The organism is Citrobacter sp. W9 (assembly GCF_026719375.1).
Taxonomy (GTDB): Bacteria; Pseudomonadota; Gammaproteobacteria; order Enterobacterales; family Enterobacteriaceae; genus Citrobacter; species Citrobacter werkmanii.
In genome coordinates this window covers 753,157-779,452 of record NZ_JAPPTE010000001.1, presented here as the reverse complement: position 1 = coordinate 779,452, position 26,296 = coordinate 753,157, and the positions used below count along the sequence as shown (strand labels likewise).

General features: G+C 52.6%; 19 protein-coding genes. 9 read left to right on the top strand and 10 right to left on the bottom strand.

All coding sequences use genetic code 11. The features are described from left to right. The first annotated feature begins 187 nt into the window (after window positions 1-187). The 3 genes from focA (at window position 188) to pflA (ending at window position 4,313) form a co-directional block, all read left to right on the top strand. Window positions 188-1,045, top strand: a complete 858-nt coding sequence (focA, locus tag OOJ59_RS03630) for a formate transporter FocA (RefSeq protein WP_032939923.1) — start codon at window positions 188-190, stop codon at window positions 1,043-1,045. Window positions 1,046-1,104: 59 nt separating this feature from the next. Beyond that, window positions 1,105-3,387 carry a formate C-acetyltransferase gene (pflB, locus tag OOJ59_RS03625; RefSeq protein WP_006685273.1) on the top strand — a complete coding sequence of 761 codons (2,283 nt, stop codon included), beginning with the start codon at window positions 1,105-1,107 and terminating at the stop codon, window positions 3,385-3,387. Between the two features lie 185 nt (window positions 3,388-3,572). Continuing rightward, entirely contained in the window at window positions 3,573-4,313 is a 741-nt protein-coding gene (gene pflA, locus OOJ59_RS03620) for a pyruvate formate lyase 1-activating protein (RefSeq protein WP_003035751.1), read from the top strand. A 122-nt stretch (window positions 4,314-4,435) separates the two neighbouring features. Here the strand turns inward: pflA and OOJ59_RS03615 are convergent, their stop codons facing one another. Beyond that, complete coding sequence (locus OOJ59_RS03615) at window positions 4,436-5,584, bottom strand: MFS transporter (protein ID WP_268063334.1); 1,149 nt, start codon at window positions 5,582-5,584, stop codon at window positions 4,436-4,438. 385 nt (window positions 5,585-5,969) lie between these two features. Here OOJ59_RS03615 and ycaC point away from each other — a divergent pair, with 385 nt between their 5' ends. Then, complete coding sequence (gene ycaC / locus OOJ59_RS03610; RefSeq protein WP_016152433.1) at window positions 5,970-6,596, top strand: isochorismate family cysteine hydrolase YcaC; 627 nt, start codon at window positions 5,970-5,972, stop codon at window positions 6,594-6,596. Between the two features lie 108 nt (window positions 6,597-6,704). Here the strand turns inward: ycaC and OOJ59_RS03605 are convergent, their stop codons facing one another. From OOJ59_RS03605 to lrp, 8 genes are all read right to left on the bottom strand, one after another. Continuing rightward, window positions 6,705-7,568 (bottom strand): dimethyl sulfoxide reductase anchor subunit family protein, encoded by an 864-nt coding sequence (locus OOJ59_RS03605; protein WP_038639293.1) that lies wholly within the window; start codon window positions 7,566-7,568, stop codon window positions 6,705-6,707. Between the two features lies 1 nt (window position 7,569). Beyond that, on the bottom strand, window positions 7,570-8,187 hold the full coding sequence (locus tag OOJ59_RS03600) for a DMSO/selenate family reductase complex B subunit (protein ID WP_038639290.1): 618 nt from the start codon (window positions 8,185-8,187) through the stop codon (window positions 7,570-7,572). A gap of 10 nt (window positions 8,188-8,197) precedes the next feature. After that, window positions 8,198-10,642: a dimethylsulfoxide reductase subunit A gene (gene dmsA / locus OOJ59_RS03595; protein ID WP_160956332.1), complete on the bottom strand. Its 2,445-nt coding sequence runs from the start codon at window positions 10,640-10,642 to the stop codon at window positions 8,198-8,200. Between the two features lie 206 nt (window positions 10,643-10,848). Further along, on the bottom strand, window positions 10,849-12,141 hold the full coding sequence (gene serS, locus OOJ59_RS03590) for a serine--tRNA ligase (protein WP_003836908.1): 1,293 nt from the start codon (window positions 12,139-12,141) through the stop codon (window positions 10,849-10,851). Between the two features lie 91 nt (window positions 12,142-12,232). Further along, window positions 12,233-13,576 carry a replication-associated recombination protein RarA gene (gene rarA, locus OOJ59_RS03585; protein ID WP_038639284.1) on the bottom strand — a complete coding sequence of 448 codons (1,344 nt, stop codon included), beginning with the start codon at window positions 13,574-13,576 and terminating at the stop codon, window positions 12,233-12,235. A gap of 10 nt (window positions 13,577-13,586) precedes the next feature. Further along, a complete protein-coding gene (lolA, locus tag OOJ59_RS03580; protein ID WP_085049191.1) occupies window positions 13,587-14,198 on the bottom strand; it encodes an outer membrane lipoprotein chaperone LolA in 612 nt (203 codons plus the stop codon). A gap of 111 nt (window positions 14,199-14,309) precedes the next feature. Beyond that, a complete protein-coding gene (ftsK, locus tag OOJ59_RS03575) occupies window positions 14,310-18,209 on the bottom strand; it encodes a DNA translocase FtsK (protein WP_193156930.1) in 3,900 nt (1,299 codons plus the stop codon). A 134-nt stretch (window positions 18,210-18,343) separates the two neighbouring features. Continuing rightward, complete coding sequence (lrp, locus tag OOJ59_RS03570; protein ID WP_002439523.1) at window positions 18,344-18,838, bottom strand: leucine-responsive transcriptional regulator Lrp; 495 nt, start codon at window positions 18,836-18,838, stop codon at window positions 18,344-18,346. Window positions 18,839-19,385: 547 nt separating this feature from the next. Between lrp and trxB the strand changes: the two genes are divergently transcribed. The 5 genes from trxB to infA all read left to right on the top strand — a co-directional run bounded on the left by trxB (window position 19,386) and on the right by infA (window position 25,210). Beyond that, entirely contained in the window at window positions 19,386-20,354 is a 969-nt protein-coding gene (gene trxB, locus OOJ59_RS03565) for a thioredoxin-disulfide reductase (RefSeq protein ID WP_003831889.1), read from the top strand. Between the two features lie 114 nt (window positions 20,355-20,468). Beyond that, window positions 20,469-22,235, top strand: a complete 1,767-nt coding sequence (gene cydD, locus OOJ59_RS03560; protein ID WP_160956334.1) for a heme ABC transporter permease/ATP-binding protein CydD — start codon at window positions 20,469-20,471, stop codon at window positions 22,233-22,235. Continuing rightward, window positions 22,236-23,957, top strand: a complete 1,722-nt coding sequence (cydC, locus tag OOJ59_RS03555) for a heme ABC transporter ATP-binding protein/permease CydC (protein WP_159121945.1) — start codon at window positions 22,236-22,238, stop codon at window positions 23,955-23,957. A 44-nt stretch (window positions 23,958-24,001) separates the two neighbouring features. Next, complete coding sequence (gene aat, locus OOJ59_RS03550; RefSeq protein WP_038639268.1) at window positions 24,002-24,706, top strand: leucyl/phenylalanyl-tRNA--protein transferase; 705 nt, start codon at window positions 24,002-24,004, stop codon at window positions 24,704-24,706. 285 nt (window positions 24,707-24,991) lie between these two features. Next, window positions 24,992-25,210: a translation initiation factor IF-1 gene (gene infA / locus OOJ59_RS03540; RefSeq protein WP_002211347.1), complete on the top strand. Its 219-nt coding sequence runs from the start codon at window positions 24,992-24,994 to the stop codon at window positions 25,208-25,210. A gap of 81 nt (window positions 25,211-25,291) precedes the next feature. Here the strand turns inward: infA and OOJ59_RS03535 are convergent, their stop codons facing one another. Continuing rightward, entirely contained in the window at window positions 25,292-26,203 is a 912-nt protein-coding gene (locus tag OOJ59_RS03535) for a LysR family transcriptional regulator (RefSeq protein WP_160956335.1), read from the bottom strand. Window positions 26,204-26,296: the final 93 nt, after the last annotated feature.

Genomic DNA, 26,296 nt, shown 5'->3' with positions numbered 1-26,296 from the left:
AAATTCAACTCACTTTATAATTTTTAAAATTTATTTTTACATGGATAATCAATAAGTTACTCCGCATTTGCATAAAAACCATGCGTCTTGCGGGCCTATAAGCCAGGCGAGATATGATCTATATCAAATTCTCATCTATAATGCTTTGTTAGTATCTCGTCGCCGACTTAATAAAGAGAGAGTTAGTGTGAAAGCTGACAACCCTTTTGATCTTTTACTTCCTGCTGCAATGGCCAAAGTTGCCGAAGAAGCAGGCGTCTATAAAGCAACGAAACATCCGCTTAAGACGTTCTATCTGGCAATTACTGCCGGTGTATTCATTTCAATTGCCTTTGTTTTCTATATCACCGCCACAACCGGTACCGGTACTATGCCCTTCGGCATGGCAAAATTAATAGGTGGTATCTGCTTTTCCCTGGGGCTGATCCTTTGTGTTATCTGCGGTGCAGACCTCTTCACTTCAACTGTACTGATTGTTGTTGCTAAAGCCAGTGGTCGTATTACCTGGGGACAGTTGGCTAAAAACTGGCTTAACGTTTATGTCGGCAACCTGATTGGCGCCCTGATCTTCGTGTTACTTATGTGGCTTTCCGGCGAGTATATGACCGCCAACGGCGCGTGGGGACTCAACGTCCTGCAAACAGCCGACCACAAAGTACACCATACTTTTGTTGAAGCGGTGAGCCTCGGTATCCTGGCTAACCTGATGGTGTGTCTGGCCGTATGGATGAGCTACTCAGGTCGCAGCCTGATGGACAAAGCGTTTATCATGGTATTACCGGTCGCAATGTTTGTTGCCAGCGGTTTTGAGCACAGTATCGCAAACATGTTTATGATCCCTATGGGTATTGTAATACGCGATTTCGCCACCCCGGAATTTTGGACCGCTGTCGGTTCTTCTCCGGAGAATTTTTCTCACCTGACCGTGATGAATTTCATCACCGATAACCTGATTCCGGTTACGATCGGTAATATTATCGGCGGCGGTTTGTTGGTCGGGTTGACATACTGGGTCATTTACCTGCGTGGTAACGATCATCATTAATCTGTTGATGCCCATTACACGCAGTAAATAAAAAATCCACTTAAGAAGGTAGGTGTTACATGTCCGAGCTTAATGAAAAGTTAGCCACAGCCTGGGAAGGTTTTACCAAAGGTGACTGGCAGAATGAAGTAAACGTACGTGACTTCATTCAGAAAAACTACACTCCGTATGAGGGTGACGAGTCCTTCCTGGCTGGCGCTACTGACGCGACCACCAAGCTGTGGGACAGCGTAATGGAAGGCGTTAAACAGGAAAACCGCACTCACGCGCCTGTTGACTTTGACACCTCCGTTGCTTCTACCATCACTTCTCACGACGCTGGTTACATCAACAAAGCGCTGGAGAAAATTGTTGGTCTGCAGACTGAAGCTCCGCTGAAACGTGCGATCATTCCGTTCGGCGGCATCAAAATGGTTGAAGGTTCCTGCAAAGCGTACAATCGCGAACTGGACCCGATGCTGAAAAAAATCTTCACCGAATACCGTAAAACCCACAACCAGGGCGTATTCGATGTTTATACCAAAGACATTCTGAACTGCCGTAAATCCGGTGTTCTGACTGGTCTGCCAGATGCGTATGGCCGTGGCCGTATCATCGGTGACTACCGTCGCGTTGCGCTGTACGGTATCGACTTCCTGATGAAAGACAAATACGCGCAGTTTGTTTCCCTGCAGTCTGACCTGGAAAACGGCGTAAACCTGGAAGCGACTATCCGTCTGCGTGAAGAAATCGCTGAACAGCACCGCGCGCTGGGTCAGATCAAAGAAATGGCAGCGAAATATGGCTGCGATATCTCTGGTCCGGCTACCAACGCTCAGGAAGCTATCCAGTGGACTTACTTCGGCTACCTGGCCGCGGTTAAATCTCAGAACGGCGCAGCAATGTCCTTCGGTCGCGTATCCACCTTCCTGGATGCATACATCGAACGTGATATCAAAGCAGGCAAAATCACTGAACAAGACGCTCAGGAAATGATTGACCACCTGGTCATGAAACTGCGTATGGTTCGCTTCCTGCGTACTCCGGAATATGATGAACTGTTCTCCGGTGACCCGATTTGGGCAACTGAATCTATCGGTGGTATGGGCGTTGATGGCCGTACTCTGGTTACCAAAAACAGCTTCCGCTTCCTGAACACCCTGTACACCATGGGTCCTTCTCCGGAGCCGAACATCACCGTTCTGTGGTCTGAAAAACTGCCTCTGAACTTCAAGAAATTCGCCGCTAAAGTGTCCATCGACACCTCTTCTCTGCAGTACGAGAACGATGACCTGATGCGTCCGGACTTCAACAACGACGACTACGCTATCGCTTGCTGCGTAAGCCCGATGGTTGTTGGTAAACAAATGCAGTTCTTCGGTGCGCGTGCAAACCTGGCGAAAACCATGCTGTACGCAATCAACGGCGGCGTTGATGAAAAACTGAAAATGCAGGTTGGTCCTAAATCTGAACCGATCAAAGGCGACGTTCTGAACTTCGACGAAGTGATGGACCGCATGGATCACTTCATGGACTGGCTGGCGAAGCAGTACGTCACCGCGCTGAACGTTATCCACTACATGCACGACAAGTACAGCTACGAAGCCTCTCTGATGGCGCTGCACGACCGTGACGTTATCCGCACCATGGCGTGTGGTATCGCTGGTCTGTCCGTTGCTGCTGACTCCCTGTCTGCAATCAAATATGCGAAAGTTAAACCGATTCGTGACGAAGACGGTCTGGCTATCGACTTCGAAATCGAAGGCGAATACCCGCAGTTTGGTAACAACGACTCTCGTGTAGATGACATGGCGGTTGACCTGGTAGAACGTTTCATGAAGAAAATTCAGAAACTGACTACTTACCGTAACGCTATCCCGACTCAGTCTGTTCTGACCATCACCTCTAACGTGGTTTATGGTAAGAAAACGGGTAACACCCCAGACGGTCGTCGTGCTGGCGCGCCGTTCGGACCGGGTGCTAACCCAATGCACGGTCGTGACCAGAAAGGTGCTGTTGCCTCTCTGACCTCCGTAGCTAAACTGCCGTTTGCTTACGCTAAAGATGGTATCTCTTATACCTTCTCTATCGTTCCGAACGCACTGGGTAAAGACGACGAAGTTCGTAAGACTAACCTGGCTGGTCTGATGGATGGTTACTTCCACCACGAAGCGTCCATCGAAGGTGGTCAGCACCTGAACGTGAACGTCATGAACCGTGAAATGCTGCTGGATGCGATGGAACATCCGGAAAAATATCCGCAGCTGACCATCCGCGTTTCTGGCTACGCTGTACGTTTTAACTCCCTGACTAAAGAACAGCAGCAGGACGTTATTACTCGTACCTTCACTCAGACCATGTAATTGGTTTTGACTGAAATCGTACTTTAAAAAGCGTACAATAAAGGCTCCACGTAAGTGGGGCCTTTTTAATAGCCTGCTTTGTCAGCTATCTATACTTATGGATAGCAGCCAAAACAGACTCGACACAGTTAATAACTGTGCACTAACACAGGCCCCGGATGGGCCACATCTGGAGAAACACCGCAATGTCAGTTATTGGTCGCATTCACTCCTTTGAATCCTGTGGCACTGTAGACGGCCCGGGCATCCGTTTTATTACCTTCTTCCAGGGCTGCCTGATGCGCTGCCTGTATTGCCATAACCGTGACACATGGGATACGCACGGCGGTAAAGAAGTCACTGTCGACGAATTAATGAAAGAGGTGGTGACTTATCGCCACTTTATGAACGCCTCCGGCGGTGGCGTGACGGCATCCGGTGGCGAAGCCATCCTGCAGGCTGAGTTCGTACGTGACTGGTTCCGCGCCTGTAAAAAAGAAGGCATTCACACCTGCCTGGACACCAACGGTTTTGTTCGCCGCTACGATCCGGTAATTGATGAACTGCTGGAAGTCACCGACCTGGTGATGCTCGATCTCAAACAGATGAACGACGAAATCCACCAGAATCTGGTCGGCGTGTCTAACCATCGCACGCTGGAATTTGCTCGTTACCTGTCGAACAAAGACATTAAAGTGTGGATCCGTTACGTGGTAGTGCCAGGCTGGTCTGACGATGACGACTCCGCGCACCGTCTGGGCGAATTTACCCGCGATATGGGCAACGTTGAAAAAATCGAGCTGCTACCTTACCACGAACTGGGCAAACACAAATGGGTAGCGATGGGCGAAGAGTACAAACTCGATGGTGTGAAGCCGCCGAAGAAAGAGACCATGGAGCGAGTGAAAGGCATCCTTGAGCAGTATGGTCATAAAGTGATGTATTAAGTCTTAAGGTGGGTAACAAACCAGTTACCCACCTCATGCCTTCTTAACGCCCTCTTCTCGCCAGCAGCGGGAAAATCAATCCCAGCCAACAAGTACACCTGTTCGCATTCTGTTAAAACAGGTCAAATATGCGCGATAGAATTGGGCGTATGGCCCGTCTTGCGCCGCAGCATCAGTAGATAAATAAACGATACGCTGGCAATCATGATAAACAGCAAGCTATCTGAGTAATTCTGCATCAGCATTGCGGTAAACGAAGGGCCAAGCAGACTGCCAACGGTATAGCTTAATAGCAAAGCCTGATTCATGGCGACCAGTTGATGATGTTCCACCTTTTCACAGGCCCAGGCCATCGCGACCGGATAGAGAGTAAAACCTGCCGCACCCAACATAAATAATGCAGGGGCCATCGCCGCCTGATTCAGCATAGCAATACTTCCGACGATCACCACAAACACCTGGACGCGTAAGACCAGCAGGCGTCCCAGCTTGTCCGCCAGGCGGCCAATCGGCCATTGCCCCAGAATACCGGCGCTAACCAGAACCGCCATCCAGAAACCAATGCTGGCATTGCTTACTCCCTGATGGTTCAGATACAGCGGCATCAGGCCGTACAAAGAGCCCAGCACAATCCCGGAAATAATGCAGCCATTAACGCCCAGACGCGCCTGTCGCAGCTTCAGCATCGATACAATAGGGGTTGAGTGCTGTTCATCACCCTGCTGATTGGCGATGCGCGCAAAGAGCAGCGGTAGAACGCCAGCCAGGATGGTTCCCGTCACCCACGGCAGCACGTTCATCAATTCTGTTGATACCTTACTGACCAGCAATTGTCCTAAGAACGTCCCCACGTAATAGATCATCATATAGGCGGCAAGCAAACGTCCGCGATTGCGCGAAGTCCCGCTGCACATCAGCGCACTTTCCACTACCACCCAAATCATGGCGCAGCCAACGCCGGCAATAAAGCGCCAGCTCATCCAGCTCCAGAATCCAACCATAACCCCCAGCCCAACACAGCCCGCGGCAAAAATAAACGAGGCGATGTAATAGCTGCGGTTAAATCCAAGGCGTTTAATTAAATACCCGGTCAGCAACGTCCCTACCAAATTACCGGTAAAGTAGGACGAGCTCACCATACCGACCTGCCAGGTTGGCAGATTTTCATGGGCGAGCCAAAGCGGGACGAGCGTGTTTAACACGGCGATCGCCAGAGTCAACAGAAGCAGCCCGCACAGCAGAAGCATGACGGGACGGGTATAGATGGACATGAATAAAAACCGTGAGGAAGTTCAAATTTCATGCGCATCATGCCACTGCCAAAAACATTGTCAATCGGCGTAATCAAAGGGCTGAGGCGCTTTTCTGACGATCGATTTGTATTACTGATTCTTAATGTGAATAGATAAAAAATACAAAAACACATCTTCTTGTTTTTATTGATCTAAAACAAAAATCTCACGTTACGTTCAGTCGAAAAATTTCATGGACTCCCCTTACTTTTATTTCTTACTAAACTCTATGCGAGATGCAGAGCGGTATTGTCTTCGAAATAGAACAGTCAGTTCTTATTTATATTTCCAGTTCGGATACCGTTCTTTCTCCAGACTTAAACTCATCAAATTTCCCGCACCGATGCCGAACAGGAGAAATATCATGACTAAACCTTACGTAAGACTTGATAAAGATAATGCGGCAGTATTGCTGGTCGATCATCAGGCTGGCTTGCTCTCTCTGGTTCGGGATATCGATCCCGATAAATTCAAGAATAACGTGCTTGCCCTGGGTGATCTGGCAAAATACTTCAAGCTCCCGACTATTCTGACCACCAGTTTTGAAACAGGACCGAACGGACCGCTGGTACCGGAACTAAAAGCTCAATTCCCCGATGCGCCTTATATTGCTCGCCCGGGAAACATCAACGCGTGGGATAACGAAGATTTTGTGAAGGCGGTGAAAGCGACTGGTAAAAAGCAGTTGATCATTGCTGGGGTCGTGACGGAAGTTTGTGTCGCCTTCCCTGCGCTCTCCGCGATAGAAGAAGGGTTTGACGTTTTTGTCGTCACTGATGCTTCAGGTACATTTAACGAAATCACCCGCCATTCAGCATGGGATCGGATGTCGCAGGCTGGCGCGCAATTGATGACATGGTTCGGCGTCGCGTGTGAACTACACCGTGACTGGCGTAACGATATCGAAGGGCTGGCGACGTTGTTCTCTAATCACATTCCGGATTATCGCAATCTGATGACCAGCTACGACACGTTAACGAAACAGAAATAAAAAACCGGGGAATAACCTGGCGTAACATAATGCCTGATGGCGCGCGCGTTAAGGCCTACGGATCTGTAGGCCGGAGAAGGCACGAGCCGCCATCCGGCATATTATGAATTAGCTTGCAACCGCCATACCGACAGTCATATGCAGGCCATAGAACACGCCACGACCAATCAGCTCGCCGACTATCAACAGAATAAACGCGACGGAAAGCAGTGGTATTGCGGGTTGGTAACCTTTGACTTGCGGTACAATCCAGCAGCACAACGCTAACGCCAGTGCCACGATCCGCCAGGCCATCAGTGAGCCATAATCCGGAACCAGCGCAGACGCCTGTTGAATCGAACTGTGGATCGTCGCCAGTTCGGCCCCCTGCATTACAGACATAATGGCGCTTATGACCAGAGCAAGAACCGAAATGGCAGGCAGCAGACGCATCGCCCAACCGTCAATACCGGCAATTCTCAATAGCAGATATCCCAGCAGCGGACCGCCCATAAACAGCGTCAGGAAGAAACCCAGCGGCGTCCAGACGCTGTACCAGGTCGGCACGGTATCAATGGTGTTATACACACGTACCATCATCCAGACAAAAACGACGCCCAGCACCATGGTGACAACTAACCACAGATTGCGTAGTGCGGGCGGCATTTTTTTCAACATCGCCAGCAGCCAGCCGATGCCGCCAATGGCAAAGAACACTGAACCACTGGCGATTTCATTGCTCAGCGCAGAAGCGCCTACGCGATTGAGCGAGTTAAAGGCACGCATCGGCGAGCCCAGATGGAGCATAGAAGCAATAAAGCCAATACCCATCAGTACCCACAGCCCGAACATGCAGGCGATTACCCGCTGCTGTGATTCAGGACGTAAGTCCCCTTTCATTAACGCCAACGCCAGAACGATAAAGCCACCAACCACACACTGTCCGAAGACCGTGAAGATCATCAGCGGCCATTCATGCCATCCACTTCCCATCTTACACCTCCTTCGGATTGGCCAGATAACCCGTGGTATCCCCGGTCGGGCGGCTATTGGCGTTAGGTTTGATAACAATGCTCGGTTTGGTGAAGTGCGCGCCCGGTAGTGGCGCAACCGCGGCCAGAGTACCGTGTTTTTTGCGCAGTTCGTCAATCGGACCGAAATCCAGCGCTCGCAGTGGGCAGGACTCAACGCAGATAGGTTTCTTACCTTCAGCGACGCGCTCATGGCAGCCATCGCATTTGGTCATATGTCCTTTTTCAGCATTGTACTGGGGCGCACCGTAAGGACAGGCCATGTGGCAATACCGACAGCCAATGCACACATCTTCATCCACGACGACAAAGCCATCTTCACGTTTGTGCATCGCGCCGCTCGGACACACCTTGGTGCAGGCCGGGTCTTCACAGTGGTTACAGGCAATAGAGAGGTAATAGGCAAAGACGTTTTGATGCCAGACGCCATTGTCTTCTTGCCAGTCGCCACCCGCGTACTCGTAAATGCGGCGGAAACTGACATCCGGGGTTAAATTTTTGAAGTCTTTGCAGGCCAGTTCGCAGGTTTTGCAACCGGTGCAACGGCTGGAATCAATAAAAAATCCATACTGGGTTGTCATCGGTTACTCCTTACACCTTTTCAACCTGAACAAGGTTCGTATGTGACGGATTCCCCTTCGCGAGAGGAGAAGGACGCTGAGTCGTCAGGACGTTAATACAGCCGCCCTGATCCACACGCTTCGTGTCCGGCTCGTACCAGGCCCCTTCGCCTAATGCCACCACGCCGGGCATCATACGCGGCGTCACTTTCGCTTCGATATGCACCTCGCCACGATCGTTAAAGATGCGTACCTTGTCGCCGTTGTTAATGCCACGTCGCTGCGCATCCAACGGATTGATCCACATTTCCTGGCGGCAGGATGCTTTCAGAACATCTACGTTGCCATAGGTCGAGTGAACGCGAGATTTGTAGTGGAAGCCGGTCAGTTGCAGCGGGAATTTCTCTACCAGCGGATCGTCTAAACTTTCAAAGCCAGGGGTATAAATCGGCAATGGATCGATCACATCCCCTTCCGGCAGTTCCCAGGTTGCCGCGATCTCGGCAAGCTGCTGCGAATAAATTTCGATCTTACCCGACGGCGTGGTGAGCGGATTGGCTTTGGGATCCTCACGGAACGCTTTGTACGCCACGTGGTGCCCTTCAGGATCTCGCTGCTTAAAGATGCCTTGTTTGCGGAACTCTTCAAACCCAGGCAGTTCAGGAATGGCTTTACGCGACTGCTCATACAGATGACGCATCCACTCTTCCTGAGTACGACCTTCGGTAAACTGCTGCTCGACGCCAAGGCGTTTCGCCAGCTCGCTGGTCATCTGGTAGATAGTCTTGCATTCGAAACGTGGTTTGATCGCCTGATCGGTGAAAATCACATAGGACATGTTTCCGCAGGACGCATCCAGCGCGAAGTCCATCTGTTCGGAAGCGGTACAGTCTGGCAGCAAAATATCCGCATATTTCGCCGAGGAGGTCATATGGCAGTCGATGACCACGATCATCTCGCACTTTTTCTCATCCTGCAGGATTTCGTGCGTACGGTTAATATCAGAGTGCTGGTTAATCAGGCAGTTACCAGCATAGTTCCAGATCATTTTAATCGGAACATCAAGCTTATCTTTGCCGCGAACGCCGTCACGCAGCGCCGTCATCTCCGGGCCACGCTCAATAGCGTCCGTCCACATAAACATTGAGATGCTGGTTTCAACAGGGTTTTCCAGCGTAGGCATACGCTCAAACGGCAGACTGTATGACCCCTCACGCGCACCGCTGTTGCCGCCGTTGATACCAACATTACCGGTCAGAATGGCCAGCATAGAAATAGCGCGGGTCGCTATTTCACCGTTAGCATGACGCTGCGGCCCCCAACCCTGGCTGATGTATGCCGGTTTAGCGCTGCCAATTTCACGCGCCAGTTTGATGATACGGTCAGCGGGAATACCGGTAATCTGCGCCGCCCATTCCGGGGTCTTGGCAATACCGTCTGTCCCCTGCCCAAGAATATACGCCTTATAGTGGCCATTCTTCGGCGCGTCGGCCGGTAAGGTTTTCTCGTCGTAACCCACGCAGTATTTGTCGAGGAACGCCTGGTCCACCAGGTTTTCGGTGATCAGAACATACGCCAGACCATTAACCAGCGCCGCATCTGTACCAGGACGGATCGGGATCCATTCATCTTCACGCCCCGCGCCGGTGTCGGTATATCGGGGATCGATAATAATCATCCGGGCATTGGATTTCTGGCGCGCCTGTTCAAGGTAGTAGGTTACCCCGCCCCCGCTCATACGGGTTTCACCAGGGTTATTACCGAACAGCACCACCAGCTTGCTGTTTTCTATATCGGACGGGCTGTTACCGTCGGCCCAGCCGCCGTAGGTGTAGTTCAACCCGGCAGCGATTTGTGCCGAAGAGTAGTCCCCGTAGTGATTCAGGTACCCACCACAGCAGTTCATCAGACGTGCCACCAGGGTTTTACCCGGCGGCCAGGAGCGTGTCAGGGTGCCACCCAGCGTGCCGGTGCCGTAGTTCAGATAGATAGATTCGTTACCATAGTCTTTAATCAGACGCTGCATGTTGCTGGCAATAATCTCGTACGCCTCATCCCAACTGATGCGCTCAAATTTACCTTCGCCGCGCTTACCAACACGTTTCATCGGGTATTTCAGACGATCGGGATTATAAACGCGACGACGCATGGAGCGACCACGCAGACAAGCACGCACCTGGTGCAGGCCGTCATAGTTATCATCACCTGTGTTGTCGGTTTCGACATATTTTATTTCACCATCTACCACATGCATCCGCAGTGGACAGCGGCTACCGCAGTTCACCGTACACGCGCTCCAGATGACTTTCTCATTGCGCTGCGTGGGATTAATGGCTTCTGCAGCGTTTGCAATACGGGTAAATGGCAGGGTAAACGCGCTACTGGCCACCGCCAGCCCGCCTATCGCCGTCGTTTTTACCAAACCGCGGCGACTAACCTCAGCTGCCAGCACGGCATCGGGGATCTTAGTTTTCATAGGGGCTCACTCTGCTGCTCACAATAAACAAAAAATAAATAATCGTTGTATATATTTTTATATATCGCTAGTATCACTATACAGACTGGTAGATACTGACTTTCATTCGAAGGCAGTATTACTCCTATGTAGGTAAGGGTTATTGTCCGACGTCAAACGGGCATAAAAAAAGCGCCCTGAGGCGCTTTTTAGCATAGAAAGATAGGTTAGCCGATGAATTCCAGGCCATTCATGTACGGACGTAATACTTCCGGAACCTGAATGCGGCCATCTGCCTGCTGATAGTTTTCCATTACCGCCACCAGCGTACGTCCAACTGCCAGACCGGAACCGTTCAGGGTATGCACCAGACGGGTCTTTTTGTCGGATTTGCTGCGGCAACGCGCTTGCATGCGACGCGCCTGGAAATCCCACACGTTGGAGCAGGATGAGATTTCGCGATAGGTATTCTGCGCTGGGATCCACACTTCCAGATCGTAGGTTTTGCATGCGCCGAAGCCCATGTCGCCTGTGCACAAAATGATCTTACGGTACGGCAGACCCAGCAGTTGAAGAACCTTCTCGGCGTGGCCGGTCATCTCTTCCAGTGCGTCCATTGAATCTTCAGGACGAACAATCTGCACCATCTCAACTTTATCGAACTGGTGCATACGGATCAGACCACGGGTATCACGACCGTAAGAGCCTGCTTCAGAACGGAAGCACGGCGTATGCGCGGTCATTTTGATCGGCAGCGCATCTTCGTCAATGATTTCGTCACGCACCAGGTTAGTCAGCGGAACTTCGGCCGTTGGGATCAGCGCGTAGTTGCTGCTGTCAGCTTCTTCGTCCAGCGGACGGGTATGGAACAGATCGCCAGCGAATTTCGGCAGTTGCCCGGTACCGTACAGCGTGTCATGGTTAACCAGATACGGAACATAGTTTTCGCTGTAACCATGCTGTTCGGTATGCAGATCCAGCATGAACTGAGACAGCGCACGATGCATACGTGCGATCTGCCCTTTCATGACCACGAAACGAGAGCCGGTAAGCTTCACCGCAGCGGCGAAATCAAGACCCGTGTGCATTTCACCCAGGGTAACATGATCGCGCACTTCGAAATCAAACTCACGCGGTGTACCCCAGCGGCTGACTTCGACGTTGTCATTTTCATCTTTACCCACCGGAACTTCATCCGCTGGCAGGTTAGGAATGGTCAGCGCAATGTCGCGGATCTCGGCCTGTAAGGTATCAAGTTCAGCTTTCGCGGCATCCAGCTCTTCGCCCAGTTTGTTCACTTCCAGACGTAAAGACTCGATATCTTCCCCGCGCGCTTTTGCCTGGCCAATGGATTTCGATCGAGAGTTACGCTCTGCCTGCAGGTTTTCAGTTTGTACCTGCAGAACTTTACGACGCTCTTCAAGAGCGCGCAGCTTATCTACATCCAGCTTAAAGCCCCGGCTTGCCAGTTTTTCTGCGACTGCGTCTGGCTCATTACGCAGCAGATTGGGATCGAGCATGCTTATCCTGTGCTTATCGAATTAAAATGGGAAAAGTGACCACAGCCTGCGGTCACAGGGATACAGAGACAACATTACCGCAACGATAACACTAACGGTAGCGTTTTATAGGGCTATTTTGATCCTGTCCGGCGAGCCAGGCGAGCTTTTCGCCAATCTTGCCTTCAAGACCTCTGTTTGTGGGGCGATAATAGCGCGTTTGTGCCATTTCCTGGGGGAAGTACTCTTCTCCGGCGGCATAGGCATTTGGTTCATCATGCGCGTAACGATACTCCTGACCGTAGCCCATCTCTTTCATCAGCTTAGTCGGCGCATTGCGCAGGTGAACGGGAACGTCGTAATCCGGACGTTCACGGGCGTCGGCCAGCGCGGCTTTAAAGGCGGTGTAAACCGCGTTACTCTTCGGCGCACAGGCCAGATAGACGATCGCCTGAGCGATTGCCCGCTCGCCTTCCGCGGGTCCCACGCGAGTGAAACAATCCCACGCGGAAATCGCCACCTGCATAGCACGAGGATCTGCGTTGCCCACATCTTCAGAGGCAATCGCCAGGCAGCGACGGGCAACGTACAGCGGATCGCCACCAGCGGTAATGATTCGCGCATACCAGTAGAGCGCCGCATCCGGCGCGCTACCACGTACCGACTTGTGTAAGGCGGAGATGAGATCGTAAAAGCGATCGCCTTTATTATCAAAGCGCGCGCTGCGTTCACCGGCAATTTCGGTCAGTAATTCCGCTTTCAATACGCGCTTGCCGGAATCATCAACTTCGGCCATATCGGCCATCATTTCCAGCGTATTCAGCGCCCGCCGCGCATCACCATTAACCAGTTCAGCAATCGCCCGACGCGTCTCTTGTGGCAGAACAATATCCTGATCGCCATAGCCACGCGCTTTGTCTGACATCGCCTGGTCAAGCACCTGTTCAATATCGTCGGTGGTTAACGATTTCAGCAAATAAACGCGTGCCCGCGACAGCAGCGCCGAATTCAATTCAAACGAGGGGTTTTCGGTGGTAGCGCCAATAAACGTAATTGTACCGTCTTCAATATGCGGTAAAAACGCATCCTGCTGGCTTTTATTAAATCGATGGACTTCGTCCACAAACAGTATTGTGCGTCGGCCAGCGTTACGGTTCTGACGCGCACGCTCAATCGCTTCACGAATTTCTTTTACGCCAGAGGTGACCGCCGAAATTCGTTCAACATCGGCGTTAGCGTAACGGGCAATAACTTCAGCAAGGGTGGTTTTACCCGTTCCCGGCGGTCCCCATAAAATCATAGAGTGCAGGTGCCCGGCCTCAATGGCGCGGGGCAAAGGCTTACCGGTAGCCAGCAGATGCTGCTGGCCGATATACTGCGCTAAATTTTCTGGCCGCATACGCGCGGCCAGTGGCTGAAAGGTATTATCAGAAAAGTCGAGCGACAGATTGCTCACTCACACGCCTCTACTTACGTTGATCGTCAACCGTTACACCTTGTGGCGGGGTAAAGGTGAATTTAGATGGTTCAATCGCGCCATTCTGCTGCGATTTCAGTTGATAGCTGCTGCGCTGATCGTCTTGCTCAACGGCGCTAAACTGATGGATCGTCCCGTCACGCCCAACATTGATCGTAAACTGTTTCAGGTTACCGTTGCTGGTTTTCGGCGTCAGCACGAAATCATCGCCGTTTTGCTTAATGTTGTACTGCTGCCAGTCGCTGGCCTGGTTACGCGCAATCAACATGAACGGCGTGTTGCCGGTGGCGTCTTTCAGCCAGGTTGCAGTAGCTTGTTCAACAAACGGGTTAAAGAACCACAGCGTTTTACCATCGGAGACCAGGATGCTCTCGTCAGGCTGCGTCATGTGCCAGTTAAACAGATTAGGACGTTTAACCCATAAATCACCCTGCCCCTCCTGCACTGCCGCACCGCTACCGTCCGTAACCTTTTGCGTAAAGCTGGCATGGAAGCTACTGACTTTATCCAGGCGGCTTTTCAGGTCGCTGGCAGCATCAGCCCAGACGCTGCTCACTACAAAGCTCGACAGTAATGCACAGGTGATTGCGATTCTTTTCATCGTTATTCCTCAAAATACGTCACTCCCAACGGGGAGATCCCTCTGCTATCCATTTCAGGCCAAAAAACAGCATGAGGAAAGTAGATAATACTGAATTACTTAACTTTGCAATCAATCGAAGGGCGGCGGAGCCAACACTTCACGATTACCATTATGCCCTTGCTCACTGACAATTCCCTGCGCTTCCATCTGTTCGATGATGCGCGCCGCTCGGTTGTAGCCGATACGGAACTGTCGTTGAACACCGGAGATGGAAGCTTTGCGTTTTTGGGTAACAAAGTTCACCGCCTGATCGAACAACGGATCTAACTCTTCGCCACCATCAAAGCCGCCAGCGCCACCTTCGCTTTCGCTGTCTGAGGTAATGCCATCAACATATTGCGGGCGCCCGCGCGCTTTCCAGTCCTGAACCACCGCATGAACTTCTTCGTCACGAACAAAGGCACCGTGTACACGCACAGGAATCGTCGAGTTCGGCGCCGAATAGAGCATATCGCCCATCCCCAGCAGCGATTCCGCGCCGCCCTGATCAAGGATAGTACGCGAGTCAATTTTGCTGGACACGGTAAAGGCAATACGCGTCGGGATATTCGCTTTAATCAGACCGGTAATGACGTCAACGGATGGTCGCTGGGTTGCCAGCACCAGGTGGATCCCTGCCGCACGCGCTTTTTGCGCCAGACGTGCAATCAGTTCTTCCACTTTCTTACCTACGGTCATCATCAGATCGGCGAATTCATCCACCAGAACAACGATATACGGCAGTTTTTCCAGCACTGGATGCTGAACGTCCATGCTGTCGCCCGGCTTCCAGTACGGGTCAGGGATCGGACGTCCCATACGAGCTGCTTCGGCGATTTTCTCGTTATAACCGGCAAGGTTACGTACGCCGAGCGCCGACATCAGTTTGTAGCGACGTTCCATTTCATTGACGCTCCAGCGCAAAGCGTTGGCAGCATCTTTCATGTCGGTCACAACTTCAGTCAGCAGATGCGGAATGCCTTCATAAACCGACAGCTCCAGCATTTTAGGGTCAATCATGATAAAGCGAACGTCTTCTGGCTGCGCCTTATACAGCATGCTGAGGATCATGGCGTTCACCCCAACAGACTTACCGGAACCGGTAGTCCCTGCCACCAGCAGGTGCGGCATTTTCGCCAGATCGGCAACAACCGGTTCGCCCGCAATATCTTTACCCAGCACCACAGTCAACGGGGACGAGTTATCACGGAATTTCGCGTTATCTAACACTTCGCGCAGATAAACGGTTTGACGTTTTTTATTCGGTAATTCCAGTCCGACATACGGTTTGCCAGGAATGACCTCGACCACGCGGACCGCAGCGGTCGACAACGAACGCGCCAGATCTCGTGACAGGTTGGAAATGCGCGCCGCTTTAACCCCTGGTGCCAGGTTTAGTTCAAAACGGGTAATGACCGGCCCTGGAGAGTAGTTCACTACATCAGCTTTAATACGGAAGTCCGCCAGACGCGCTTCAACCAGACGCGCCATTTGTTCCAGTGCAAAAGTATCAATCGGCTCAACTTCACTCGGCGGCGGCGTGAGCAGATCTAACGATGGCAGCGGCGTACTCGGACGTTGAACCGGACGGCTGTCGCCGTTACGCATCAAGAGTGGATGGATCAGGCTATCCTGCGGCGGCGGTGTAACAGGCTGTGCTGGCTGCTGGTAATGCTGCTGCGGAGCGACAGGCTGTGCCGGCTGCTGGTAATGCTGCTGCGGTGCGGCAGGCTGTGCCGGCTGCTGATAATGCTGCTGCGGTGCGACTGGTTCCTGGTGCTGCGGCGCAGGCTCTGGCATCACGCCTGGCGTAAACAGCGGCTCATGCGGACCGTCATCCACCAGCGTTTTCATTGGCGAAAATTCAAAGTCATCAAGCGAGAACGGATTGGCCCCGGCAGGCTGTTCGCCGGAATAGCGCTGCTGCTGGGACGAGGCAAACTGGCGAGCCAGTTCCGCTTCTGCGGCCAAATCTTCGTCATCAGTCTGATGGGTATCGTCCTGATAATCATCGCCATAACGGTGCTGCTGAGACTGGGCAAACTGACGTGCCAGCTCATCCTGCTGCATTGCATCAATTTCATCATCGCTGTACGCATTGGTATCAAGCTGCTCTTCGCGAGCTTTCTCTTCAGCCATACGCTGTGACGGCAGTTTTATGCCATACGATGCTAACTCCCGACGAGTAGGCACGCGCACACGATTCGGGCGCGGCAGTTGCGGGCCAATCCCTTCTTTCACCTGCGGACGCGGCGCACCGCTACCCGCAAGGCTAAACACAGGTGCTGCGGCAGCGGCACTTGCCCCAGAAGCGGCGCTTTTCACCCCGGCAGCCAGCGGCGCAACGGCAGCAACAGACTCAACGGGCGGAATGGAGGCAGCCGTCGGCATAGATGGCATAGACGGCTTAACACGCTCAGGCTCCTGAGCGGGTTCTGGAATAGGCTGATACCAGGCGGCCAACTGCTCACGCTCGCGCGCTCGTTTCTCTTCGACTTCTTCAAAATAGTAGAGCGGTGGACGAGAGGGTTTCGTCTCCTCAACAACTGGCTCAGGTTCCACTACAGAAGGTTGTTCAACCACCGGTTGCTGGAACGCGGAAGGTTGTTGGAAGCCAGGCTCCTGCTGATAGACCGGTTGCGGCTCAGGCTCCGGCTGATAAACAGGTTCCTGCTGCCAGTTTTGCTGCGCGGTGAATTCCTGCGGCTGCGGCGCGGCGGGTTGCGCATACACCGGTTCAGACGTTTGCGGTGCGTAATATTCCGGCTGAGGATTCTCCCGTGCAACCGGCTGTTGCCATGGCTCATACGGCTGCTGCACCGCAGGCTGAGCATATTCGGCTAACTGCGGATAACCTTCAGGCGCAGGCGCAATCACCGCACCACCGGTTTGCGGGCCAGGCGCGGATTGCCAGGCAACGGCTGGCGTCGATTGTTCCATAACGGTGCTGGTAACTGGCGACGTTTGCAACAGCGGATCAACCGGCGCGCTCCAGGCCTGAGATGCCGTTGTGGCTGCTGCTGCGGCAGCTACCGGCTCTGTCACCGAATGACCGTTCAGCAGTGGATCGAGTTCGTCGTATTCAGGCAATGTTGCCCGATTACCGGAAAACAGCACATCGTTCGGATCGGCGACCACGCCACGGGCGCTGTATTCAATGTCGTCTTCATCATCCATGCGTTTGCCGGAGAACAGCGCAGCATCAGTATGACGGCCCAGCGGATTGGTAAATTTCTCAGCCAGGCGTTTACGGCGCGCTAACGCACCGCGCAGAATTCGAGCCCGACGCGATTCATGGGGTTTACCATCAGCGGCGTCGACAAACTCTTCTTCATCTTCATATTCTTCGTCATCGACCCAGGTATCGTCGCGGCGGGTACGGTTGCTGGCAAACGTCAGGATATTAAGTAACCAGCCACCCAGTTTTTCCGCAATGCTCACCCATGACCAGCCGGTAAACAGCGTTAATCCCGCAGCCCAGATGCACAAAAGCGTAAGCGTACCGCCGCTACTGTGCAGTAATGGCTGCAGCGTAGTGCTGAGCAGGCTGCCAATCACCCCGCCTGAGGCGAAATACCAGATGTCATCGGCGTTAATTGCGGCCAGCCCGCAGGAGGTGAGGATCAGGGCCAGAACGCCAATAATGCGCAATGAAACAGCAAAATAATCGACGTATTCGTCGCTGGCCTGGTGTCGCCAGGCAAACCAGCAGCCGCCGACAATAATGACCGGAATGGTGTAGGCCATGACGCCAAAAATAAAGAACAGCGTGTCCGCCAGCCATGCACCGGGAATGCCTCCCAGGTTATGGATAGGTTCATGCCATGCGGTTTGCGACCAACTGGGATCCGAAGGGTTAAAGCTGAGTAAGGCAGCCATCAACCAGACGGCAAAAAGGGCAATAAGGATCAGTAGCGCTTCCAGAAGTCGGCGCCCGCTGCTTAACTTCGTCAATGTGACGTCTTTGTCTTCAGTGTATTCCTGGCTCAAAAACGGCTCTCCAGGTTTCAGGCTTTTCCTGCCCGATGCTAAAACGGACAACAGCACCGGGTTGCCCCGGCACTGTTGCTGTATGGATTAACAGGAGTGTAATCAAACTGCGTCGATTTTGCACCTGTTCCGTGTTAGCGCGTCTTAATTACCAGACGATTGCTCTGTTTGACTTCTTCCATTACTACATAAGTACGTGTGTCATTTACGCCAGGCAGACGCAGCAGGGTTTCCCCCAGCAGCTTACGGTATGCTGACATATCCGGTACGCGTGTTTTCAGCAAATAGTCGAAATCACCGGAAACTAAATGACACTCTTGAATTTCTTCAAGTTTTTGTACTGCAGAGTTAAATTGTTCAAACACATCCGGGGCGCCACGATTCAGAGTTATCTCAACAAAAACCAGAAGTGATGCATCCAGATAATGTGGGTTTAACAGCGCTGTATAGCCCTGAATGAAACCCTGCCTTTCCAACCGACGCACACGCTCAAGGCAGGGCGTCGGTGAAAGTCCCACACGTTTAGAAAGCTCGACGTTAGAAATACGCCCATCCTTTTGCAGCTCATTAAGAATGTTACGATCAATACGGTCGAGATCTTTGCCAGGGCGCTTCTTACTATCTACCATTATTATTGTCTCTCTGTATTCCTTCCCTACTCCTGCCTGACTCTACTAACATCACTGTTCAGAGTCGCTCCCCATCAAAATAAACCGCAGCCCAGAGGGATTTACGGCTTGCAATGTCTGGGTTTATGGTGAGAAGACCGTTGCCTGTCGGCGGCTATCGACATCACGAATGGCATCTGTCCACACCATGCGTAGATTTCGCTAACACGGTAAACATGGTATCTACATGCATGATTATGCAGCACATACATGACACAGTTTTTTTCTTCCTTGAATGTTTTCGCAAAACAGCAGGGGATTGTCAAAGCAAAACATCGATTTTTAGTACAACATGCCAGTTATTCAGTCGCAGTGATGGAAATTCGTCATTTTATCACCTTATAACTGACCGATTTTAAGTAGAAATCGTTATAGTATTACGACTCAATCTGTCGTTCATCGGTTTCCGCTATTACACATATTGTTAACAAAATCGCCATACTCTTTTTTTACGCCTGTAAATTCCCTACAATCCTGCTCATTGCCTGCCAACAACTATGGGGATCTCATGGGCGCAACCAAACACAGTAAACTTCTTATTCTGGGCTCAGGCCCTGCGGGATATACCGCTGCGGTCTACGCTGCACGCGCTAACCTGCAACCGGTACTGATTACCGGTATGGAAAAAGGTGGTCAGTTGACCACAACAACAGAAGTGGAAAACTGGCCTGGCGATCCGCACGATCTTACTGGCCCATTGCTGATGGAACGTATGCACGAACATGCGACCAAATTTGAGACAGAAATCATTTTTGATCACATCAGCAAAGTTGATCTGCAAAACCGCCCTTTCCGTCTGACCGGCGACAGCGGTGAATACACCTGTGACGCATTGATCATCGCCACTGGCGCGTCCGCACGCTACCTGGGCTTGCCTTCAGAGGAAGCATTTAAAGGCCGCGGCGTTTCCGCTTGCGCCACCTGCGACGGTTTCTTCTACCGTAACCAAAAAGTTGCGGTGATCGGCGGTGGCAATACCGCTGTAGAAGAAGCGTTGTATCTCGCGAATATCGCGTCTGAAGTACATTTGATTCACCGTCGCGACAGCTTCCGTGCTGAGAAAATTCTTATCAAGCGGTTGATGGATAAAGTGGAAAACGGCAACATCGTGCTGCATACGCACCGTACGCTGGAAGAAGTGACTGGCGATCAAATGGGCGTAACCGGACTGCGTCTGCGCGATACGCAAAATACTGACAACGTTGAATCACTTGACGTTGCGGGATTGTTTGTCGCCATCGGTCACAGCCCGAATACCGCCATTTTCGACGGTCAGCTCGAACTGGAAAACGGCTACATCAAAGTTCAGTCCGGTATTCACGGCAATGCGACGCAAACCAGCATTCCAGGCGTCTTCGCAGCGGGTGACGTGATGGACCATATTTATCGCCAGGCGATCACTTCTGCTGGCACGGGTTGTATGGCTGCGCTTGACGCAGAACGTTATCTCGACGGTCTGGCAGACGCTTGCAAATAAGTTTTACAAATCAGTAACAAAAGTAAAAAAGGCGACTATAAGTCGCCTTTATTTTTGCCTCGTTGTAACATTGTCCTGCCCAAAAATTCCAATAACTCACCTGCTAAGCGTGCAATGAATAAAACCCGTCAAAAAGAGCTGACCCGCTGGTTAAAACAGCAAAGTGTAATATCCCAACGATGGCTGAACATTTCACGCCTGCTGGGATTCGTGAGCGGCCTGTTAATTGTCGCTCAGGCCTGGCTCATGGCCCGAATTCTGGACCATATGATCATGGGCAATATCCCCCGGGAAGCGCTTCTGCTCCCTTTCATCGTGCTGATTTTGGTTTTCATCCTGCGCGCATGGGTCGTCTGGTTGCGCGAACGCGTCGGGTTTCACGCCGGGCAACATATTCGCTTTGAGATTCGTCGCCAGGTTCTCGATCGCCTGCAACAGGCGGGTCCGGCCTGGATACAGGGTAAACCAGCCGGGAGCTGGGCGACCCTGATCCTCGAGCAGATTGACGATATGCATGACTACTATGCGCGTTATCTGCCGCAAATGGCGCTGGCCGTATGCGTTCCCCTGTTGATTGTGGCGGCCGTTTTTCCGTCAAACTGGGTAGCCGCTCTTGTTCTGCTCGGAACCGCCCCGCTAATCCCTCTGTTTATGGCGATGGTCGGTATGGGCGCAGCCGACGCTAACCGCCGCAACTTTCAGGCGCTTGCCCGACTAAGCGGTCATTTTCTCGATCGCCTCCGGGGTATGGAAACGCTGAGAATATTTGGCCGCGGTGAAGCCGAAACAGAAAGTATTCGCGCAGCATCACAGGATTTCCGCCAGCGCACGATGGAAGTCCTGCGCCTGGCATTCCTGTCATCCGGGGTCCTCGAGTTCTTTACGTCGTTGTCTATCGCTCTGGTCGCGGTTTACTTCGGTTTTTCCTACCTCGGCGAGCTCGACTTCGGCCACTACGGTATGGGCGTCACGTTGGCGTCCGGTTTCCTGGCGCTCATTCTGGCACCAGAGTTTTTCCAACCCCTGCGCGATCTCGGGACGTTTTATCACGCCAAAGCGCAAGCCGTTGGAGCAGCAGACAGTCTGAAAACCTTTATGGAAACCCCGCTGGCGCACCCTGAGCGTGGTGAGATTGAGCTGGCGACGAAAGATGCCGTTTCAATTGAGGCTGCTGGTCTGGTCATCACCTCGCCGGAAGGCAAAGTGCTTGCGGGACCGCTCAACTTTACCCTGGCAGCAGGTCAACGTGCGGTAGTGGTAGGACGTAGCGGCTCGGGAAAAAGTTCGCTGCTGAATGTTCTGTCCGGCTTTCTTTCTTATCAAGGGTCGCTGCGGATTAACGGTTTTGAACTACGCGACCTGTCGCCTGATTCCTGGCGCAAACAGCTATCGTGGGTTGGGCAAAACCCGCAGCTTCCTGCCGCCACGTTACGCGAAAACGTACTGCTGGCACGGCCCGATGCCAGTGAAGAACAGCTTCAGGCCGCACTCGACAGCGCCTGGGTGAGCGAGTTTTTACCGCTGCTGCCGCAGGGCGTAGATACGCCAGTCGGCGATCAGGCGGCCCGACTTTCTGTTGGTCAAGCGCAGCGCGTGGCCGTGGCGCGCGCGTTACTTAATCCGTGTCAGTTGCTTCTGCTGGACGAACCCGCAGCCAGCCTTGATGCCCACAGTGAACAACGCGTGATGCAGGCATTGAACGCAGCATCGCGCCGCCAGACCACGCTGATGGTGACGCACCAGCTTGAAGATCTTGCCGACTGGGACGCTATCTGGGTCATGCAGGATGGTCAGATCGTTGAACAAGGTAGCTGGGCTGAACTTAGCGCAGCCGACGGTGCTTTTGCAACACTACTGGCTCATCGTCAGGAGGATATCTAAATGCGCGCTTTGCTACCCTATCTGACGCTGTATAAACGTCACAAATGGATGTTAACGCTGGGCATCGTTCTGGCGATCGTTACGCTGCTGGCCAGTATTGGCTTGCTGACGCTCTCAGGTTGGTTCCTGTCTGCTTCTGCGGTGGTGGGCGTCACTGGAATTTACAGTTTTAACTATATGCTCCCCGCCGCGGGCGTACGTGGTGCGGCAATCACCCGAACCGCAGGCCGTTATTTCGAGCGCCTGGTCAGTCACGACGCCACGTTCCGAGTGCTGCAACACCTGCGTATTTATACCTTCAGCAAGCTGCTACCGCTCTCCCCTGCTGGCCTGTCCCGCTATAGACAAGGTGAATTACTTAACCGCGTCGTCGCTGATGTCGACACGCTCGATCATCTTTATTTACGCGTTCTGTCTCCGCTGGTGGGGGCGTTTGTCGTTATCATGGTGGTCACGCTGGGACTGAGCGTTCTCGATTTCACGCTGGCTGTCACCCTCGGCGGCATTATGCTGCTGACCTTATTCATTTTGCCCCCACTCTTTTATCAGGCCGGTAAAAGTACCGGGCAAAACCTGACGCATTTGCGTGGGCAATATCGTCAGCAAGTAACCTCCTGGCTGCAGGGCCAGGCTGAACTAACTATCTTCGGCGCCAGTGAACGCTACCGCGCTCAAATGGAAGCCACCGAATTGCAGTGGCATGAAGCGCAGCGACGTCAGTCCGAATTAACGGCACTGTCGCAGGCGATCATGCTGTTAATCGGCGCGCTGGCGGTGATTATGATGTTATGGATGGCCTCAGGCGACGTGGGCGGAAATACCCAGCCAGGCGCGCTAATCGCGCTGTTTGTCTTCTGTGCGCTGGCTGCGTTTGAGGCATTAGCGCCTGTCACCGGCGCGTTTCAGCATCTCGGCCAGGTTATCGCCTCTGCATTACGCATCACCGAACTGACCGAACAGCAGCCAGAAGTCACCTTCCCGGATACCGAATCTCCGGTTTCTGAGCAGCTCACTCTTACCCTGCGTGAGGTCTCATTCAGCTATCCGGGGCAGACGCAAAAAGCACTCGACACCCTTTCTTTACTGGCAAAACCCGGTGAGCACATCGCTATTTTAGGTCGCACCGGCTGCGGAAAGTCAACGTTGCTGCAATTGCTGACCCGCGCATGGGATCCGCAAAGTGGCGAAATCCTGATTAACGATCGACCGCTTTCAGCCCTGAATGAAGCCACGTTGCGCCACATCATCAGCGTCGTGCCACAGCGCGTACATCTGTTTAGCGCTACGCTTCGCGATAACCTGCTGCTGGCAGCTCCGCACGCCGGCGATGAAGCATTATCCGCGATCCTGCGCCGCGTCGGTCTGGAAAAACTGCTTGAAGACGATGGGCTCAACGCCTGGTTGGGCGAAGGCGGTCGTCAGCTTTCCGGCGGCGAGCTCCGCCGTCTGGCTATCGCCCGCGCCTTGCTGCATGATGCCCCGCTGATGCTGCTGGATGAGCCTACCGAAGGGCTTGATGCCACAACAGAAAGCCAAATGCTTGAATTAATTGGCGATGTGATGCGGGATAAAACCGTGCTGATGGTCACACATCGTCTGCGCGGATTGTCGCGTTTTGATCAAATAATAGTGATGGACAACGGACAAATTATTGAGCAAGGTAATCACGCAGATCTGTTAGCCAGGCAGGGGCGTTATTACCAGTTTAAGCAACGTCTGTAAGCTATTATTGAACGATCAAACTCGCGTAGTGGAGTTTCACTGTCATGCGCCTGGTGCAACTGTCCCGCCATTCTATAGCCTTCCCATCACCGGAAGGCGCTTTACGCGAGCCTAACGGTTTACTGGCGCTGGGAGGCGATCTTAGCCCTGCCCGCCTGTTGATGGCCTACCAGCGCGGTATTTTCCCGTGGTTTTCTCCCGGTGACCCTATTCTCTGGTGGTCACCCGATCCGCGCGCCATTCTTTGGCCTGAGAACTTTCACCTCAGTCGCAGCATGAAACGCTTTCATAAAAATTCGCCTTATCGTGTGACGCTCAACTACGCGTTCGGTCAGGTGATTGAAGGCTGTGCGAACGATCGGGAAGAAGGCACCTGGATCACACACGATGTGGTGGACGCTTACCATCGGCTGCACGAACTGGGACATGCGCACTCAATTGAAGTATGGCGACAAAATGAATTAGTCGGCGGCATGTATGGCGTAGCGCAAGGTACGCTGTTTTGTGGCGAATCAATGTTCAGTCGTCAGGAAAATGCGTCCAAGACCGCACTACTTGTTTTTTGCGCGGAATTTATCCGTCAGGGCGGAAAATTAATCGACTGCCAGGTGTTAAATAGCCACACAGCATCCCTGGGCGCCATCGAAACCCCGCGACGGGAGTACCTTGAGCAGCTGAGCAGACTGCGTCAGCAGCGGCTACCGAGCCATTTCTGGATACCAAGGACGTTATTTTCGCCTCAGGGGTGAATGTTTTCGGCACATTTTTTGTCGGGGTGTTATAATTGTGCCGCAGAGTTGGTTTAGCCCATTACCCCGCCGCCGTTAAGGAACAGTTCGCGCCAGGCAACGCCTATCGTTTATCTCCTCGTTCCCTTATACGTTGCGCTTTACGTGCAGCTTTGCCGTGGGTGGTCAGAGTAATGCGCCAAACCCGATTTGCTGTGTTTTAAACGCACAAATCTTTACTTATTAAAAGAACTTCGGCATTATCTTGCCGGTTCAAATTACGGTAGTGATACCCCAGAGGATTAGATGGCCAAAGAAGACAATATTGAAATGCAGGGTACCGTTCTCGATACGTTACCTAATACCATGTTCCGCGTAGAGTTAGAAAACGGTCACGTGGTTACTGCACACATCTCCGGTAAAATGCGCAAAAACTATATCCGCATCCTGACGGGCGACAAAGTGACTGTTGAGCTGACCCCGTACGACCTGAGCAAAGGCCGCATTGTCTTCCGTAGTCGCTGATTGTTTTCACGCCACCATGATGGCGTCCAGATAATAAAAGGTCGGTTTAACCGGCCTTTTTTATTGGCTGAGGATATGTATTTAATCCTCAATCATCCGCGCATATTCTTCTGTTAAGAAATCCACCAGGGCGCGTACCGAGGGCAGTAATCCCCGACGAGACGGAAAGACTGCGTGAATAATTTCCCGCTTGGGCTCCCAACCGTCGAGCAATGCCACCAGTTCACCCGCCGCTAATTGCTCTTTCACCATCAGTTGCGGAAGTTGTACAACCCCCACGCCGGCAATCGCGGCTTCACGTAACGCCAGCATATCAGTGGTGATCATTCGCGGCGTGAAATGCACCTCCGCCCGTGCGCCCTGTGGGCCGAATAACTCCCAGCGATGCACATGTTTACCCGATGCCAGACTCAGGCCCGGCCAACGGGTCAATTCCGCCGGGGAGTTAACCGCGCCCATTTGTTCAATTAATCGCGGGCTGGCATATAACCGGTGTCCCCTGTCTGCAAGTACCCGCATCACCAGGTCGCTATCCTCAAATGGACGAGGTCTGACGCGAATCGCCACGTCCAGACCTTCACCGATAACATCAACGCGACGGTTCGTCGCCTCAAGCTGCACGGATATATCGGGATAACGCGCCATAAATCGGGCAAGCATTGGCCCAATATGCACATGCAACAAGGTGACCGGACAAGTCAGCTTCACAACGCCACGCGGCTCAACCTGTAAAGCCGCAATGGCATCCTGCGCCGCCTGCGCTTCCACCAGCATCGCCTTACAGTGCTCGTAAAAGGTTTGTCCGACTTCAGTCACGTTAAACTGCCGGGTGGTTCGCTGAATAAGTCGAACCCCCAACCTCTCTTCAAGTTGCGCAATACGTCGGCTCAGTTTTGATTTCGGTTCATCAAGCGCACGCCCCGCCGCGGCGAACCCACCTTCCTCTACGACATGTACAAACCAGGCAAAATCATTGAGATCTGGCTTTGTCATTTTATTGTCCTATTAATGAGACAGTGAAGACCATTTTAGCGACTACTCAATTCGCTGTCATGAATATAAGCTTATTCACATCAAGATAACGCC

What these genes read in the sequence shown, in the direction of transcription:
- ycaC (WP_016152433.1), top strand. Translation starts at nt 5,970, where the DNA reads ATGACTAAACCTTACGTAAGACTTGATAAAGATAATGCGGCAGTATTG.
- serS (WP_003836908.1), bottom strand. Translation starts at nt 12,141, where the DNA reads ATGCTCGATCCCAATCTGCTGCGTAATGAGCCAGACGCAGTCGCAGAA.
- dmsA (WP_160956332.1), bottom strand. Translation starts at nt 10,642, where the DNA reads ATGAAAACTAAGATCCCCGATGCCGTGCTGGCAGCTGAGGTTAGTCGC.
- lrp (WP_002439523.1), bottom strand. Translation starts at nt 18,838, where the DNA reads ATGGTAGATAGTAAGAAGCGCCCTGGCAAAGATCTCGACCGTATTGAT.
- cydD (WP_160956334.1), top strand. Translation starts at nt 20,469, where the DNA reads ATGAATAAAACCCGTCAAAAAGAGCTGACCCGCTGGTTAAAACAGCAA.
- pflA (WP_003035751.1), top strand. Translation starts at nt 3,573, where the DNA reads ATGTCAGTTATTGGTCGCATTCACTCCTTTGAATCCTGTGGCACTGTA.
- OOJ59_RS03605 (WP_038639293.1), bottom strand. Translation starts at nt 7,568, where the DNA reads ATGGGAAGTGGATGGCATGAATGGCCGCTGATGATCTTCACGGTCTTC.
- OOJ59_RS03535 (WP_160956335.1), bottom strand. Translation starts at nt 26,203, where the DNA reads ATGACAAAGCCAGATCTCAATGATTTTGCCTGGTTTGTACATGTCGTA.
- OOJ59_RS03600 (WP_038639290.1), bottom strand. Translation starts at nt 8,187, where the DNA reads ATGACAACCCAGTATGGATTTTTTATTGATTCCAGCCGTTGCACCGGT.
- infA (WP_002211347.1), top strand. Translation starts at nt 24,992, where the DNA reads ATGGCCAAAGAAGACAATATTGAAATGCAGGGTACCGTTCTCGATACG.
- lolA (WP_085049191.1), bottom strand. Translation starts at nt 14,198, where the DNA reads ATGAAAAGAATCGCAATCACCTGTGCATTACTGTCGAGCTTTGTAGTG.
- aat (WP_038639268.1), top strand. Translation starts at nt 24,002, where the DNA reads ATGCGCCTGGTGCAACTGTCCCGCCATTCTATAGCCTTCCCATCACCG.
- trxB (WP_003831889.1), top strand. Translation starts at nt 19,386, where the DNA reads ATGGGCGCAACCAAACACAGTAAACTTCTTATTCTGGGCTCAGGCCCT.
- OOJ59_RS03615 (WP_268063334.1), bottom strand. Translation starts at nt 5,584, where the DNA reads ATGTCCATCTATACCCGTCCCGTCATGCTTCTGCTGTGCGGGCTGCTT.
- pflB (WP_006685273.1), top strand. Translation starts at nt 1,105, where the DNA reads ATGTCCGAGCTTAATGAAAAGTTAGCCACAGCCTGGGAAGGTTTTACC.
- cydC (WP_159121945.1), top strand. Translation starts at nt 22,236, where the DNA reads ATGCGCGCTTTGCTACCCTATCTGACGCTGTATAAACGTCACAAATGG.